A 15,228-nucleotide genomic window follows, 5' to 3' on the forward strand; every position below is an offset into this window, starting at 1 on the left:
GATCAGCGCTCCACGGCGAGGGCAACGCCCATACCGCCACCAATGCACAGGGTGGCCAGACCCTTCTTCGCATCCCGACGCGCCATTTCGTGCAGCAGGCTGACCAGGATGCGGCAGCCAGAGGCTCCGATCGGGTGGCCCAGCGCGATGGCGCCGCCGTTTACATTCACTTTTGTCGTATCCCAGCCCAGGTCGCGATTAACGGAAATGGCCTGGGCCGCAAAAGCTTCATTCGCTTCCACCAGATCCAGGTCGTCCACCGTCCAACCGGCCAGTTTCAGGCATCGTTGGCTGGCCGGAATCGGGCCCGTGCCCATAATGGTGGGATCAACACCCGCATTGGCGTGGGCTCTGATGGTGGCCAGTGGCGTAAGCCCCAATTCTTTGGCTTTGTCAGCACTGCAAACAATAACGGCAGCCGCGCCGTCGTTCAGGGAAGACGCATTTCCGGCCGTGACGGTTCCGTCCTTCTTGAACGCCGGGCGAAGTTTACCCAGGCCTTCTGCGGTAACACCGGCGCGCGGGTTTTCATCCTTGTCCACAACCAGCGGGTCGCCTTTGCGCTGGGGGATGCTGACAGGAACAATCTGGCTATCGAAATAACCGGCGTCCATTGCTGCGGATGCTTTTTGCTGGGAGGCGACGGCGAACTCGTCCTGTTCTTCACGGCTGATCCCGTATTTTTCCACGATGTTTTCTGCGGTTACGCCCATATGGTAATCGTTGAAAGCGTCCCACAGGCCATCGGAAATCATGGTGTCCACCATGTTCCAGTTGCCCATGCGCTGACCGTTACGGCTGTTCGGGAGTACGTGGGGTGCCTGGCTCATGCTTTCCTGGCCACCGGCAATCATCAGCTCGGCATCGCCGCAACGAATCGCCTGGACGGCCATGTGCACGGCCTTGAGGCCGGAGCCACACACTTTGTTGATGGTCATGGCGGGCACGGAGGCGGGAATGCCGGCATTGATGGATGCCTGTCGTGCCGGGTTCTGGCCACAGCCAGCTGTCAGAACCTGGCCCAGGACCACTTCATTGACCTGATCGGCGGCAACGCCGGACTCTTCCAGCAGGGCTTTGATAACGGCACTGCCGAGCTGGTCGGCGCGAAGGCTGGATAGCCCGCCGCCGAAGCTGCCGACGGCGGTACGTTTGGCGGCTACGATAACAACATCACGCATGGGTTCTCTCCGGTTCTGGGGCAGGATTTAAAAGCTGCATACATTGTATCGGAAAGCCGGAGTAGGCCAAAGCATGAGGTGCAGCGGGCTCACATATTGAGGCTGCGGCCGCCATCCACTGCCAGGATCTGACCGGTTATAAAAGGTGCATCACACAACAAGAACGCAATGGCGCCTGCGATGTCGTCCGGTGAGCCGGTGCGGGCAAGAGGCGTTTTTGCCAGAATGCTTTCCTGGTAAGTCTCGTCGATGGCTGCATCGCCTTCAGGCCAGAGAATGGCGCCCGGTGAGACACCATTAACCCGTACTTCAGGTGCAAGATCTTTTGCCCAGGACAGGGTGAGTGAACTCAGGCCGGATTTACTGGCGCAGTACAGCGGATGGTCAGCCAGCGGGCGCTGACTGTATATATCGATCAAGTTGACGATTGCGCCCCGAGACGCCTTCAGCGCTGGCAGGCAGGCCTGGCCCAAAAAGAAGGGCGCACGCAGGTTGGTGTTCATAATCGTGTCCCAGTCGTCGGCTCCGGCCTCCGGCGTGGGGTTCGGATAGAACACCGATGCGTTGTTCACCAGGCCATCAAGCCGGCCCCAGGCGGCGACGGCTTTGTTTGCCAGAAGCTCGGTCTGGCCAGGGCGGGTGAGGTCTGCCTGGATGACAATCGCCGACCCAGCTCTGATCTCATTCAGTTCTTCACAAAGCCTGTTGGCTTCGGCTTCCCGCGAGCGGTAATGGATCGCCAGGTTCCAGCCGCGCTGGTGGAGGTGTCTGGCAGTGTGGGCGCCCAGCCGGTGTGCCGCTCCGGTAATTAGCACTACAGGGGTTGGTGATTCCATGGTATTTCTCACTGTCGCTGTTGGGATTCAGAAATACGCTGCAATCGCTGCTTATGGATTGCCTGGCCCAACTCCTTGCCCTTGTACCCTTGCGCCATCAATTCCTTTGCCTGAACGCTCATGGCCGCATGCCGTGCCGATTCCAGCCAGCCCAGTTTTATCTGCTCGGCGTCGGGCAGGGCACAGTTCAGTGCCTTCAATAGTTCTGTAAACCGAGCGGCACGGCGCCAGACATCGGCTTCATCCAGAACTTCAAGCAGCGTATCCGCCCGGTAGCTGGTCATGGTGCGAATCTGTGGCATCAGGCTGGTGGTGAGGCGCGCCAGATCCTGACAGTCATTTGGGGCTTTCAGTTTTTTGGTGCGACTACGTGCCTCGGCTGGCGTGAGCGGGGATACCAGCGCGGCGAAGCGGGTGCTGGTTTCACCTTCATTGTGGTGAGCGCAGCGCAGTGCAGACAATGCAGCGGAAAAGGTGTCGCCCCCGTCCAGTTCCGGAACAATGCGTGTCAGCGCTCCGCAGTCCCGGAGAACCTCGAAAAAAGTGCCCGGTTCGTTTTCATGCAGTGCCCGCTGGATTTCCTGCCAGACCCGTTCCGCCACAAGGTGCTCGACTTCCCCCTCTTTCACCATGTGCCGCATCAGAGCCATGGTCGGTTCCGCCACAGTGAAACCGAGTGGCTGGAGGCGGGCGGCAAAACGGGCGGTGCGAAGAATCCGCAAGGGATCTTCAGCAAAGGCTTCGGACACATGGCGCAGGCTGAGTGTCTGGATGTCTTCGCGGCCCCCGAACGGGTCCACCAGTTCGCCGTGCGTGGTTTTTGCCATGGCATTGATAGTGAGATCCCGCCGCTTGAGATCGTCCTCCAGGGTGACGTCCGGTGCGCTGTAGACGGTAAAGCCGTGATAGCCCCGCCCCTGTTTTCGTTCGGTTCGCGCCAGTGCGTATTCTTCCCGGGTATCCGGGTGAAGGAATACCGGGAAGTCCGCGCCTACCTGCTTGAAACCCCTTTGGCGCATCTCCTCTGGCGTGGCGCCGGTAACCACCCAGTCCCGGTCTTTTACCGGCAGGCCAAGAAGTTCGTCACGTACTGCGCCGCCAACCAGGTAGGTTTTCATGAATCGGATATTGCTCCTTTCGGGATGCTGGTCAGGGGATTATCAGGGTAAGGCCGGGTGCTGGCAAACCGCCAGACCACAAAAAAGCCCGGCATGGTGGCCGGGCTTCAGAAAAGTTATTTTCGGGATGCGATCAGAACGCAGCGCCTAGCTCAATGGCAGCACCAATGTCTGCGTCGCTGACCAGCGCGCCGATGTCCAGGCGGGCGCCGAACGGCGAAAGGCCAATACCAGCCGTAAACTGGGTGTCTTCCTCGATACCGTCGTTGTCGTCGTTACTGGCCAGGTTCTGGCGCACACCCAGGCGGAGTTGAGCGTAACGGAACGCATCGAATTCCGCGCCGAGGGCAAGCCACTGGGTGTCATCCTCGTAGCCGAAAGCTTCCTTCTTGGTCAGATCCATTTCCGCAGTCACTACATGGAAATCACCTTTGTGGGCGATGCCGGCGGTGACCATGGGGTTCAGCTCCAGGGTTCGCTCTTCTTCAGTAGGACGGTTCGCCGCGGAGTCCAGTTCCATGGGGATGAGATTCTTGACCACTACGCCAGCGTTCCACTGGTTTCGTGAGCCAAAGGCATAGGCGGCGCCGACATCGAGGTTGAAGCCGCTTTTGTCGGTTTCGTTCTCGTCACTGTCAAAGTCGTCATCTTCGAAGCCTGATACGGTCTCGGTGTATTGGTAGGTGCGCAGTTGAACGTACTTCGGCGACACCCCGATCTGGAGTTGCGAGTCATTCTGCAGATCAATCGTGGTGGCGAGAGAAATACCAATCTCTGTAACCGCCGAGGCCAGAATGCTGCCCCGGGACTCGAGGTCCCGATCCAGATCGGCAGCCAGCAGTTCGGCAGTTGATGCTGTCTCCAGATCCGCCAGGAATTGATCATCGTCCTGATCAAATTCGCCCCGTACGGTGGCTCGCAGGTTGCCGTTAGTGAAGAAGCCGAGAGATATTGAATCCGTTGGCACGGCCAGCGCAATGCCAAGGCCGGCATCGATTCTCACGGTATCACGATCGAAGTCGTTCAGTTGCTGTCTGAGATCCCCAGCCGTTTGCCTCGCCTCTTCTTCGTTGGAGGTTTTATCCAGTTCCTGAAAGCGATCAATGGTGTCCTGAATGTCATCAATCTGGTCAATAGTCTCTTCCTCATCAGCAAAACGCGCGTTGACGGAGGGAAGGATCAGGCCAAAATCGTCGGACCAGTCGTGGTGTTCCGCCGCCATCATGGCCGGGTTGGAAGCGCCTGCCGCAGCCGGGTGCGCAATGGCAACACCGGTGCCACCCATGGCAAAAGAGCGCGACGACATAAATGTTTGCGGGCTGGCCATGGCAGAAGTGGTCGCGATGGAAAGCCCGATGGCCAGGGAAAGCTTGGTCAGACGGTTTTCGGTCATGATGGATCCTGATGATGTATCTGTAGTGTCGGTTAAAAGATTACGCGATGTTCAGACTAATCCAGTTCATTTGGTGACACACCGGTGATGCGGTAACGGTTTGTTTTCCAAATGTAAATGGCGGTGGTTTTTTGCCGCTTTGGCGGGAGCAATCCGGCGATGGTGGGTCAGGAGTTATGAATTTCAGCCAGTTACAAAGGTTGGCGTGAAATTTTCATGGAAGCGGTGAACTGGTGTTTTTTCGGAGAATCAAAATGACCCTGCGGTGGATACTGATACCTGCGATGGTGGTGACATTAATGGGCTGTGCCCCGGTTGGACAGCACCGGGGCTCGGGCACCTCGCAGCAACAGACGGAACTGGACCCGATTACCGTGCGCGTCAGCGGCTTTGGCACCTACGAGGACGTGTCGAAGGACCGCCTGAATACCCGCAAGCGCCTGTTGGCGCGCCGGGCGTCGCAGCTGGATGCCTACCGTAATCTGGCCGAGCGCGTCTATGGCACGGTGATTTATGGCAGCTCCACGGTGAATGATTTTGTGTTGCAGAACGATATGTTCCGTACCTATGTGGACAGTTACATACGTGGCGCCAAGATGGTGGCGGTGAACGAGCACAGTGACGGGGTTGTGGAAACGGTGATGGAGTTGAAGCTGGAACCCAGGTTCCGCGCCTGCGTCTCCCGGGTCTCAGATCGCGAAGTTCAGGATCTGTGCCCGATTCCCATGCCCAGGGACAATGACAGCGTCGGCGATGTGCAGAGCCGGGGCGTGGACTCCCTTTACTACCTCGACTGAGAGATCAATTCTTCATGAAACTGGCCACTCTGCTAATTGCTGCGCTGATGCTTGCCGCCAATGTTGAGGCTGTCGTGCTCGAGGGCGTCGGCCATGCCACCATTCACAATGGTGACGTGGATAGCGCCAGACAGGAGGCGAAAAAGGCCGCGCTGCGGGATGTATCCCTGCAATACGAAGCCAGGATCAGTAGCCGCGATACCATGGAAAATGGGGTTGTGACCGAGTCCCACCTGCAGGTGGCGTCGTCGTCAAGAGCCCGGTCGGTGAAAGTGGTCGACGAGTATCGCCGGGACAATCTCTTGCGCGTCACCGTGCGGGCCGATATGTCTGAAAGCGGAAGTTGTAGTGCTGGCGAGGCCAGTGGGCTTAGAAAACGTGTCGCAGTGACCGGTTTTCCGATGGTTTACCCGGATCAGGCGCGTATTGGCCGAATTGATGACGCCGGCGAAATATTGCCGCAATTGCTGCAGGCAGATCTGCGCAGTACCGGCAATTTCCAGGTATTTGGTGCCACCACCCAGCGCCTGTTCAGCGATCTGCTGAACGCGCCGACACAGCAGAAATTCAACAACCGTCTGACCAACGTGATTCAGGTTGCGCGGGAGCTGGGTGTGCAGTTCGTCGTTTCCGGTGTGATCCGCGATGTGAGTGTATCTGACCCGGACGCCTGGGGCAGTTCCATTATCGACCGCATGCAAAGGGGTATTGGTGCTGTCAACCAGAACCGGCGGTTTGTGGCGGACCTGATGATTTACGACGGTTTCAGTGGTGCGCCCGTCTACCAGGAACGGTTTGCCACCGAAGCGCGCTGGGATGCCGGCCCGGGTTCCTCCGACGGGTTCGGTTCTGCAGGATTTCAGGAAACCAGCTATGGCCGGGCTGTTAACGGGCTTATGGGGGATATGGTGTCTGCAGTGAGTCATGCCCTGGCGTGCCAGCCATTCATAACCCGGGTAACCCGTGTGGACGGCCGCAAGGTAACGCTGGATTCCGGAGCCACGGCAGGGCTAAGGCCGGGTGACGAACTGAAACTCTATCGCAGTGCCAGTTTCTTCGACTCGCCAGGCGCTACTCCGGAACTGCAGGACAGCCGCACAACCATGACGCTGAATAACGTCCATCCTGATTTTAGTAATGGCGAGATACCGGTGTCCGGCGGGCTGATCAATATCCAGCGGGATGACGTGGCCATCGTCTGGTAGGCGCGCTGGCTAGGTTTTTCAGGCTGCCTCGGTTTCGGCGGCGATATCGCGGATCTTGCCAACCATGGCCCGAAGGCCGTTGCCCCGAGTCGGGGAGATATGTCGGAACAGGTCCAGTTGCTCGAACAGCTCGTCAATATCCGTTGCCAGCATATCCCTCGGGGTTTTGCCGTTCAGTGCCACCAGGATAATGGCAGCAAGGCCGCGAACGATGATGGCGTCTGAATCGATCAGCAGGAACAGCTTGCCGCTATCCTCATCGTAATGATGGATAAGCCACACCTGGCTCTGACAGCCATGCACGTAATTCTCTTCAGTGCGTTCGTCATCCGGAAAGGCCGGTAATTGCTTGCCCAGATCAATAATGAACGCGTAACGCTCTTCCCAGTCATCCAGGAATTCAAAGCCATCCAGCACGTCTTCCAGGGTGGTGTCTTTTCCCAGCGGGTTGTCGATAAATTCCTGTGCAGAGGCGGTCATTTACAGCATCCCCAGTTCAAGCTTGGCTTCATCGGTGAGCATGTCGTTGTTCCAGGGCGGGTCGAAGGTCAGCTCAACCGTTACCTTGTCCACATTGGGCACATGCTCAAGCTTGGTCTTGACGTCCTCAGTGATCACCGGGCCCATGCCGCAGCCGGCGGCGGTCAGAGTCATCAGCACGTAGACATGGTTGCCATCTTCGGTACCGTTCTCGATCTTGCAGTCGTAGATGAGCCCCAGGTCCACCACATTCACCGGAATCTCCGGGTCGTAGCAATTCTGCATGGCTTCCCAGACCTGGTTTTCGTTCACGGTGCCGTCTTCGGGAGTGTCGAAGCTGCTTTCCAGGGGCTTTTTGCCCAGGGCATCGGCATTGTGGCCTTCTATGCGGGCGAGGTTACCATTCACGGCCACGGTAAAACTGCCGCCCAGTGACTGTGTGATGGTCACGAAGGTGTCCGACGGAATCATGATTTCCGTGCCGGTGGGCACCAGGCGTGCCTCTACTTCGCGTTTGGTCAGGACCACTTCCCGTTCTTGCATGCCTTCTGGGGCCTCGCTATCTGTTCATTTGATCTCGGGGAAGAGTGAGCCACCTTTCGGGACACGCTGTGAATACGTCCCTGTACGCTCGACAAAAACATCCATGTTTTTGACGGTCCCGAAAGGTGGCTCACTCTTCCCCTCTGACTCCCGTGGATTCAGCAGGAGCAAGCCTGTTTTATTCAGGCAACCGTAAAACTCTCCCCACAACCACATTCAGCAGTCGCATTCGGATTCCGGAACTGGAACAGGGAATTGACCCCCTCCGTCACAAAATCAATCTCAATACCGTTCACCAGCGGCAGGTGCTCTTCCTTGACGAAAAGATCCACACCGTCAATGTGAAACACCTTGTCATCCGTGCCAGCTTCTTCCACCCATTGGGTTTCGTACTTGAAGCCGGAACAGCCGCTTTTCTTGATGGCCAGGCGGATACCTTTCGCCTCAGGCCGCTTGTCCAGTTGTTTGCGTACGTGTTTCACCGCTGTGGGCGTCATGGTGACGGCTACGGTTGGTGTGTAGACTTCGGCTGTCATGTTTCCACCTCCATCAGGCAAACAGGCGCTGGATTTTCTGCAGGGCAGTGAATAATTGTTCCACTTCTTCCAGTGTATTGTAAAACGCAAAGGATGCACGGGCTGTACCGGGAACCCCGTAAAAGTCCATCAGCGGCATGGCGCAGTGGTGGCCGGTGCGGATCGCGATGCCCTGCTGGTCCAGCAGCGTGCCTATATCACTGGGGTGCAGGCCGGCGATTTTAAAGGACATGACAGGTACTTTGTAATTGGCAGTACCGATGATCTCCATGCCCGGAACGGTTTCCACCAGCGCGTTGGCACGGGTGAGCAATGCCGCTTCTGCCGCTTCCATGCCCGCGCGGTCCAGGCTGCCGAGATAATCGATCGCGGCACCCAGGCCAACGGCTTCAGCAATGGCGGGTGTGCCGGCTTCGAATTTGTAGGGCAGGGTGTTCCAGGTGGTGCGCTCGAAGGACACCCGCTCGATCATCTCGCCGCCGCCTTGGTACGGAGGCATTTCCTCCAGTAACTCGGCCTTCCCATAAAGCACACCGATACCGGTGGGGCCAAACAGTTTGTGGGCGGAAAACATGTAAAAATCGCAGCCCAGCGCCTGCACATCCGGTTGGAAGTGGGGCACGGCCTGGGCGCCATCGATCACGGTGATAACGCCGCGAGCTCTGGCCTGTTCGATCAGCGGGGTGACCGGGTTGATGGTGCCCAGCACGTTGGAAACGTGGGTCAGTGCCAGTATCCGGGTGCGGTCGCCCAGCAGGCTGTTGAACGAGTCCAGGTCCAGCTCTCCTTGCGGTGTGACCTGTATGGGAACCACTTTGGCACCGGTGCGTTCGGCAAGCATTTGCCAGGGCACGATGTTGGCGTGGTGTTCCATCTGGCTGACCAGGATTTCGTCACCCGGCTTCAGCTTTCCGGCGAGACCGTTGGCCACTACGTTAATGGCTTCGGTGGTTCCCCGTGTCCATATTATTTCGCGCGTGCTGTCAGCGTTCAGGAACCCGCGAACGGTCTCCCGTGCTCCTTCAAACGCACTGGTGGCCCGGTCACCCAGGGTGTGGGCACCCCGGTGTACGTTGGAGTGCATTTCCCGGTAATAGCGATCCATGGCGTCCAGCACGGCGATTGGCTTCTGGGCCGAGGCGCCGTTATCCAGATACACGAGGGGCTTGCCGTTGATCTGCTGATCAAGAATCGGGAAGTCCCGGCGGATGGCATCGGCGTCAAACGCCGCTTTGCCAACCTTTTTTGCCACGGAAAGGTCTGTCATAACCGGTCAGGCCTCCTCAAATGTCTGGTCAAAAAACTCGTTCAGACGGAGCTGTGCAGCATCTTTGACTGCCTGAACCGGAATCTGTTCAACGAGTTCGTTAATGAAGGCCATAGTCAACAGGGTATTGGCCTCACGGCGCCCGATGCCGCGGGACACCAGGTAAAACAGGGATATCTTGTCCAATTGGCCGATAGTGGCGCCATGGGCACACTTGACGTCGTCCGCGTAGATTTCCAGCTCCGGCTTGGTGTCGATTTCCGCGCCAGTTGAGAGCAACAGGTTCTTGTTGTTCATGTTGGCGCTCGACTTCTGGGCATCCTGGTGAATATGGATGCGGCCGTTGAACACCGCGTGGGACTCGTCTGCCGCAATGTTGCGATAGGTTTCTTCGCTGTTGCAGTGGGCGGCCACGTGTTCAATGGAGGTGTGGTTGTCGTAGTGCTGTTTGCCCTGGGTAACGACCACGCCATTGAGCTTGCATTCACCGCCTTCGCCTTCCAGGCGCACCATCAGGTCATGGCGGCGCAGAGGTCCACCGAAGCCGACACAATGGCTTTCAAAGCGGGAATTGGCAGCCTGACGAACACCGGTAGCGCCGATATGCTGGACGTTTTCACCTTCCATTACCAAGCGAACGCTGGTGACATTGGCACCGTCTGCCAGCATGAATTCGGTGACCGAATCGACCATCACCGGCTCCTCACCGCTGGAGAGGTATTCTTCCACCAGAGTAATCTGGCTGTGACGGGCTGCATCCACATAGATGCGTGGATAGGCTGATCCGGAAGCTGTGCCGGTTACTTCGTGCACGACGAAAAGTGGCTGGTCGAGCACCGCTTCTTTGTCCAGACGGATGTACAGGCCATCTTCAAAACGGGCCGAGTTGAGTCGCGCCATCTGCACTGCACGACTATCCAGAGTGTTGTCCAGACGCTCGGCAAGGGCAGCTGCATCGGCGTCGTCAAGATCACCGAAACGCTGAATAAGGATACCGTCGAGATCGGGGAAGTCCGAGGCCTCGGGAATCATCACGCCGTTACGGAAGACCACCCGGTAACCAGGCAGTGAAAGGCTCAGGCCATCTTTGCCTGTCGCGGGCAGGGTAGCGGCCAGCCCGTCCGTCAGCTTCAGGTGCCGACTGGAGTATTTCCAGTTCTCGGTTTTACGGGTGGGCAATGGCATGTCCACCAGTGCCGTACCCCGTTGTTTACGCAGCTCTAGCAATGGCGTCGGCAGTGACTGTCCGCCCGGCTCAAGAAAGGCGTTTGAAAGCGTTGGTGCTGGTTTCATTCAACGGCCTCCTTAGCTGGCTGCACTGGGTGTGGCTTCTTCGTCTTTCACGCCGAGCCAGCCGTAACCGCGCTCTTCCAGTTCCAGGGCCAGTTCACGACCGCCGGATTTAACGATCTTGCCACCGGCCAGAACGTGCACGTAGTCAGGCACGATGTGATTCAGCAGACGCTGGTAATGGGTCACCATCAGAATGGCGCGGTCTTCTGCACGCAGCGCGTTCACGCCTTTGGAGACAACCTGCAGGGCGTCGATATCGAGCCCCGAATCGGTCTCATCCAGAATCGCCAGCTTGGGCTGAAGCAGCAGGGCCTGAAGGATCTCGTTGCGCTTCTTCTCACCGCCGGAGAAGCCTTCGTTGACACCCCGCTTCAGGAACGCCGGGTCCAGGTCTACCTGCTTGGAAACCTCCCGGGCCAGCTTCATGAACTCAGCCGCATTCATCTCCGGCTCGCCACGGTGCGTACGCATGGCGTTAACGGCGGTGCGCAGGAACTGCAGGTTGCTGACACCCGGGATCTCCACCGGATACTGGAACGCCAGGAAAATGCCTTCGCGAGCGCGCTCTTCGGTTTCCAGATCCAGCAGGTTCTCGCCATTGAGGGTAACCTCGCCTTCGGTCACCTCAAACGTCTCATTGCCTGCAAGCACCTGGGAAAGTGTGCTCTTGCCAGAGCCATTTGGCCCCATGATGGCATGAACTTCCCCGGCTTTGATTTCCAGGTTGATGCCCTTGAGGATCTCTTCGCCCTCAACGGATGCGTGCAGGTTCTTGATGCTCAGCATTAGTAGGCTTCTCTCTGTTTTAACCGTCTGAATTCTTGTGCCTTGGACTGACTTCCAACTGAGAGGGAGTCAGCCCTCGGACAGGCCCTTCCGGGATACGCTGTGAATACGTCCATGTACGCTCGGAAAAATCATCCCTGATTTTTACGATCCCGGAAGGGCCTGTCCGATGGCTTCCGCATACTTTTGTGTTTGCCGTCCGAGGTGAAACAACTTCATTTCGGCGGACTGATTTCTGCTAGTGCCCGCCCAAAGTCTGGGTCAGTGGGCAGGTTGGGCCTTCCGAAACCCTAAAAAACAAGGATGTTTTTTAGGAGCCTACATGGACGTATTCACGGCGTGTTTCGGAAGGCCCAACCTGCTCACTGACCTCCACCCTACTCAGCGGGGCAAGCAGGCCTCACCCAACGGACCCCTCAAGACTAACCTCGAGCAACTTGCCGGCTTCGACAGCAAACTCCATCGGCAGCTCTTTGAACACCTCTTTACAGAAGCCGTTCACAATCATGGAAACGGCCTGCTCCGGGTCGATACCGCGCTGGCGGCAGAGGAACATCTGTTCGTCGCTGACCTTGGAGGTGGTGGCCTCGTGCTCGACGATGGCCGATTTGTTCTTGCTCTCGATGTACGGGAACGTGTGGGCGCCGCAGCGGTCGCCGATCAGCAGCGAATCGCACTGGGTGTAGTTACGCGCACCCTCCGCACCGGGGCCGAACTTCACTAGGCCGCGATAGGCGTTGGAGCTCCTACCGGCAGAAATACCCTTGGAGATAATGGTGCTGGAAGTATTCTTGCCCAGATGAATCATCTTGGTGCCGGTATCGGCCTGCTGATAATTGTTGGTCAGCGCCACCGAGTAGAACTCGCCCACGCTGTTGTCACCGCGCAGCACGCAGCTCGGGTACTTCCAGGTAACCGCGGAACCGGTCTCAACCTGGGTCCACGAAATCTTGGAGTTCTTGCCAATGGCGGCGCCGCGCTTGGTGACGAAGTTGAAAATGCCGCCTTTGCCGTTCTCGTCGCCCGGATACCAGTTCTGAACCGTGGAGTATTTGATCTGCGCATCGTCCAGCGCAACCAGTTCAACCACGGCCGCGTGCAGCTGGTTTTCGTCCCGCATGGGCGCGGTGCAACCTTCCAGGTAGCTTACGTAGCTGCTGTCCTCGGCAATGATCAGGGTACGCTCGAACTGCCCGGTGTTGGCCGCGTTAATGCGGAAGTAGGTGGACAGCTCCATGGGGCAACGCACACCCTTTGGCACATAAACAAAGGTGCCGTCGGAGAACACCGCGGAGTTCAGGCCGGCGAAGAAATTGTCGCCAGCAGGAACCACGGAGCCCAGGTACTTCCTGACCAACTCAGGGTAGTCCTGAATGGCTTCGGAAATAGAACAGAAGATCACGCCGGCCTTAGCCAGCGGCTCCTTGAAGGTGGTAGCTACTGACACGGAATCAAAGACGGCGTCAACGGCCACACCTGCCAGCTTTTCTCGCTCGTGCAGGGGGATGCCCAGCTTCTCGTAGGTTCTGAGCAGCTCCGGATCGACTTCATCCAGGCTCTGGGGCATGTCTTCCGGGCGCTTGGGTGCGGAGTAGTAAGAAATCGAGTTGTAGTCGATTTTCGGGTAACCCACATGGGCCCAATCGGGCTCGTCCATTTCCAGCCAGCGACGGTAGGCTTTCAGGCGCCATTCCAGCATCCATTCCGGCTCTTTCTTGATGCCGGAAAGGCGGGCAATCACGTCCTCATTCAGGCCGGGCTCGAACGTGTCGGATTCGATGTCTGTCACGAAACCGTGTTCGTATTCCCGTTTGATGAGCTCGTTCACCTCTTTATCGGTGGTCGCCATGATCGTCGCTCCGTATTCTCTCATCTCGGGCTCTTGAGCCCCTGGTGTCGCCGGTCGCCTTGCTTGGGTGGCCACCTTGCGGATGTAAATGTGTCAGACGTTGCAGTGGTCGTCCTCGCTATGGATACGCCCTGCAATCGGTTTTTGGATGACGGATTGGGTGTCGCCCTGTTGATAACCAAGGGCAATTTCCGTTTCTTCTGGTGAGTGAGTATACAATACCAGAGTAAAATAGTCAGGTATTAAATGTCACGTGTCGAGATTATACCTTAATCGGGCGTTGGGGCACTAAGAGGGTGCCAATCGGGTTGATAGCCTGGCCTTTGTAAGACTGGATGCTTTGGTGTGGGCCTCAGGCGGGTCTGGCTCCCAAAACACGCCGTGAACCCATCCATGGGGGCTCGGCATTGCCATCCCTGGCAATGCACGGTTTTGGGAGCCAGACCCGCCTGAGGCCTTCGACTAATTGCTATTCGCCGCCTGGCAGGATTCTGGTCAGGTAACTGAAATCGAGCGAATCGGGCAGCGAGTGGGGTTTTGGGATGCGAACGATATGGCCGCTTCCGGGGGCATAGGCCATTGATTCACCGTTCCGATTTTCCATGGTTTCCGCCGAGAACCGCAGATTGCCAGCCGGTGTGATCAGTTCCAGCGGGTCCCCAGGGGCAAATTTGTTCTTTACGTCGATGGTCAGCCACCGGTCATCCATGTCAGTAATAGTGCCGACTACTTGCTGGCTGCCGTTCAAAGAGGAGCCCTGTTCATAGTTCTGGTATTCCTGTGGAACGTGCCGGCGCAGGAAGCCTTCGGTGTAGCCGCGGTTGGAGAGGGCCTCCAGTTGGTCCATGAGGTTCATGTCGAAGGCTTTGCCCTGTGCGGCGTCGTCGATGGCGCGGCGGTAGGCCTGGGTGGTTCGGGCTACGTAATAGGTGCTTTTGGTGCGGCCTTCGATTTTCAGTGAGTGGATGCCCATTTTTGTCAGTTCTGCCACGTGCTGGACGGCGCGGAGGTCTTTTGAGTTCATGATGTAGGTGCCGTGCTCATCCTCGTAGGCGGGGATATGGCTGCCGGAGCGGTTGGGTTCTTCCAGCAGGATTTCCCGGGGTTCGCCAGTGGCTGACTTGGCGATGAGGTCACCGGTCTGGTCGTGGCTGTGGGCGACTTCCTTGTAGTTCCAGCGGCAGGCGTTGGTGCAGGCGCCCTGGTTGGCGTCGCGATGGTTCATATAGCCGGAGAGCAGGCAGCGGCCGGAGTAGGCCATGCAGAGGGCGCCGTGTACGAAGACTTCCAGTTCCATCTCCGGCACCTTCTCGCGGATGTCGCGGATTTCGTCGAGGGCCAGTTCCCGGGAGAGGATGACCCGACTAATGCCTTGTCTGCGCCAGAATTCAACGGTTGCCCAGTTGACGGCGTTGGCCTGTACCGACAGGTGGATAGGTTGGTCCGGCCACTTTTCCCGTACCAGCATGATCAGCCCCGGGTCGGACATGATCAGGGCATCCGGCTTGTATTCCAGTACCGGTTCGAGATCCCGAAGATAGCTGCGAACCTTGTCATTGTGGGGCGCGATGTTGGAAACCAGATAGAACTGCTTGTCCAGCTCGTGGGCGCGGGTAATGCCTGCGCCCAGGGCTGTAATGTTTTTGAAGCTGTTGTTTCTTACCCTTAGTGAATATCGCGGCTGGCCGGCATAAACGGCATCTGCGCCGTAGGCAAAGGCGGTTTCAAGATGTTCGGCAGTGCCTGCAGGGGCGAGCAGTTCTGGGGTATGCATCGGTGCTCCGGGTAAGGCCATCGGTTTGTCGGACTCTGAAAGCGGGTCATCTTGCCTTATGGAATGATTTTTTCCCTTGATGCGGCTCAAGGGTGGATGTGGTTATTTTCGGCTAACATGTGTACGCTGACGTCCGCGGGCGACTATTCCCTGCATTGAGATTTCAGGAG

The 15,228-nt window shown here is 57.7% G+C and carries 14 protein-coding genes; 2 read left to right on the plus strand and 12 right to left on the minus strand.

Annotation, left to right across the window (positions count from 1 at the left end):
- Positions 1–2 precede the first annotated feature (2 nt).
- The 4 genes from M8010_RS05660 to traF all read right to left on the minus strand — a co-directional run bounded on the left by M8010_RS05660 (position 3) and on the right by traF (position 4,528).
- A complete protein-coding gene (locus M8010_RS05660) occupies positions 3–1,181 on the minus strand; it encodes an acetyl-CoA C-acetyltransferase (RefSeq protein ID WP_250089567.1) in 1,179 nt (392 codons plus the stop codon).
- An 89-nt stretch (positions 1,182–1,270) separates the two neighbouring features.
- The gene (locus M8010_RS05665; protein ID WP_250089568.1) at positions 1,271–2,017 is read right to left on the minus strand and encodes a pteridine reductase; all 747 of its coding nucleotides are present in this window, start codon (positions 2,015–2,017) and stop codon (positions 1,271–1,273) included.
- Positions 2,018–2,025: 8 nt separating this feature from the next.
- Positions 2,026–3,135 carry a tRNA nucleotidyltransferase/poly(A) polymerase-related protein gene (locus tag M8010_RS05670; RefSeq protein ID WP_250089569.1) on the minus strand — a complete coding sequence of 370 codons (1,110 nt, stop codon included), beginning with the start codon at positions 3,133–3,135 and terminating at the stop codon, positions 2,026–2,028.
- A gap of 133 nt (positions 3,136–3,268) precedes the next feature.
- Positions 3,269–4,528: a conjugal transfer protein TraF gene (traF, locus tag M8010_RS05675; protein WP_250089570.1), complete on the minus strand. Its 1,260-nt coding sequence runs from the start codon at positions 4,526–4,528 to the stop codon at positions 3,269–3,271.
- A 254-nt stretch (positions 4,529–4,782) separates the two neighbouring features.
- Here traF and M8010_RS05680 point away from each other — a divergent pair, with 254 nt between their 5' ends.
- Both M8010_RS05680 and M8010_RS05685 read left to right on the plus strand, forming a co-directional pair.
- Positions 4,783–5,325, plus strand: a complete 543-nt coding sequence (locus M8010_RS05680; protein WP_250089571.1) for an LPP20 family lipoprotein — start codon at positions 4,783–4,785, stop codon at positions 5,323–5,325.
- A 14-nt stretch (positions 5,326–5,339) separates the two neighbouring features.
- Positions 5,340–6,530: a flagella assembly protein FlgT gene (locus tag M8010_RS05685; protein WP_250089572.1), complete on the plus strand. Its 1,191-nt coding sequence runs from the start codon at positions 5,340–5,342 to the stop codon at positions 6,528–6,530.
- A gap of 18 nt (positions 6,531–6,548) precedes the next feature.
- Here M8010_RS05685 and M8010_RS05690 read toward each other — a convergent pair whose 3' ends face one another.
- From M8010_RS05690 to trhP, 8 genes are all read right to left on the minus strand, one after another.
- Entirely contained in the window at positions 6,549–7,010 is a 462-nt protein-coding gene (locus M8010_RS05690) for a SufE family protein (RefSeq protein ID WP_250089574.1), read from the minus strand.
- Positions 7,011–7,553, minus strand: a complete 543-nt coding sequence (gene sufT, locus M8010_RS05695; RefSeq protein ID WP_250089576.1) for a putative Fe-S cluster assembly protein SufT — start codon at positions 7,551–7,553, stop codon at positions 7,011–7,013.
- A 182-nt stretch (positions 7,554–7,735) separates the two neighbouring features.
- On the minus strand, positions 7,736–8,089 hold the full coding sequence (locus tag M8010_RS05700) for a HesB/IscA family protein (RefSeq protein WP_250089578.1): 354 nt from the start codon (positions 8,087–8,089) through the stop codon (positions 7,736–7,738).
- A gap of 13 nt (positions 8,090–8,102) precedes the next feature.
- Complete coding sequence (locus tag M8010_RS05705) at positions 8,103–9,356, minus strand: aminotransferase class V-fold PLP-dependent enzyme (protein WP_250089579.1); 1,254 nt, start codon at positions 9,354–9,356, stop codon at positions 8,103–8,105.
- Between the two features lie 6 nt (positions 9,357–9,362).
- A complete protein-coding gene (sufD, locus tag M8010_RS05710; protein ID WP_250089581.1) occupies positions 9,363–10,649 on the minus strand; it encodes a Fe-S cluster assembly protein SufD in 1,287 nt (428 codons plus the stop codon).
- A 12-nt stretch (positions 10,650–10,661) separates the two neighbouring features.
- Positions 10,662–11,435, minus strand: coding sequence for a Fe-S cluster assembly ATPase SufC (sufC, locus tag M8010_RS05715; RefSeq protein WP_250089582.1), 774 nt, complete (start codon positions 11,433–11,435; stop codon positions 10,662–10,664).
- Positions 11,436–11,835: 400 nt separating this feature from the next.
- Positions 11,836–13,284 (minus strand): Fe-S cluster assembly protein SufB, encoded by a 1,449-nt coding sequence (gene sufB, locus M8010_RS05720; protein WP_250089583.1) that lies wholly within the window; start codon positions 13,282–13,284, stop codon positions 11,836–11,838.
- A gap of 469 nt (positions 13,285–13,753) precedes the next feature.
- Positions 13,754–15,058 (minus strand): prephenate-dependent tRNA uridine(34) hydroxylase TrhP, encoded by a 1,305-nt coding sequence (trhP, locus tag M8010_RS05725; protein WP_250089584.1) that lies wholly within the window; start codon positions 15,056–15,058, stop codon positions 13,754–13,756.
- Between the last annotated feature and the right edge of the window lie 170 nt (positions 15,059–15,228).

Origin of the sequence: Marinobacter sp. ATCH36 (assembly GCF_023555055.1) — a bacterium.
Taxonomy (GTDB): Bacteria; Pseudomonadota; Gammaproteobacteria; order Pseudomonadales; family Oleiphilaceae; genus Marinobacter.

Coding starts and splice junctions, on each gene's coding strand:
- M8010_RS05660 (WP_250089567.1), bottom strand. CDS start 1,181: ATGCGTGATGTTGTTATCGTAGCCGCCAAACGTACCGCCGTCGGCAGC.
- M8010_RS05665 (WP_250089568.1), bottom strand. CDS start 2,017: ATGGAATCACCAACCCCTGTAGTGCTAATTACCGGAGCGGCACACCGG.
- M8010_RS05670 (WP_250089569.1), bottom strand. CDS start 3,135: ATGAAAACCTACCTGGTTGGCGGCGCAGTACGTGACGAACTTCTTGGC.
- traF (WP_250089570.1), bottom strand. CDS start 4,528: ATGACCGAAAACCGTCTGACCAAGCTTTCCCTGGCCATCGGGCTTTCC.
- M8010_RS05680 (WP_250089571.1), top strand. CDS start 4,783: ATGACCCTGCGGTGGATACTGATACCTGCGATGGTGGTGACATTAATG.
- M8010_RS05685 (WP_250089572.1), top strand. CDS start 5,340: ATGAAACTGGCCACTCTGCTAATTGCTGCGCTGATGCTTGCCGCCAAT.
- M8010_RS05690 (WP_250089574.1), bottom strand. CDS start 7,010: ATGACCGCCTCTGCACAGGAATTTATCGACAACCCGCTGGGAAAAGAC.
- sufT (WP_250089576.1), bottom strand. CDS start 7,553: ATGCAAGAACGGGAAGTGGTCCTGACCAAACGCGAAGTAGAGGCACGC.
- M8010_RS05700 (WP_250089578.1), bottom strand. CDS start 8,089: ATGACAGCCGAAGTCTACACACCAACCGTAGCCGTCACCATGACGCCC.
- M8010_RS05705 (WP_250089579.1), bottom strand. CDS start 9,356: ATGACAGACCTTTCCGTGGCAAAAAAGGTTGGCAAAGCGGCGTTTGAC.
- sufD (WP_250089581.1), bottom strand. CDS start 10,649: ATGAAACCAGCACCAACGCTTTCAAACGCCTTTCTTGAGCCGGGCGGA.
- sufC (WP_250089582.1), bottom strand. CDS start 11,435: ATGCTGAGCATCAAGAACCTGCACGCATCCGTTGAGGGCGAAGAGATC.
- sufB (WP_250089583.1), bottom strand. CDS start 13,284: ATGGCGACCACCGATAAAGAGGTGAACGAGCTCATCAAACGGGAATAC.
- trhP (WP_250089584.1), bottom strand. CDS start 15,058: ATGCATACCCCAGAACTGCTCGCCCCTGCAGGCACTGCCGAACATCTT.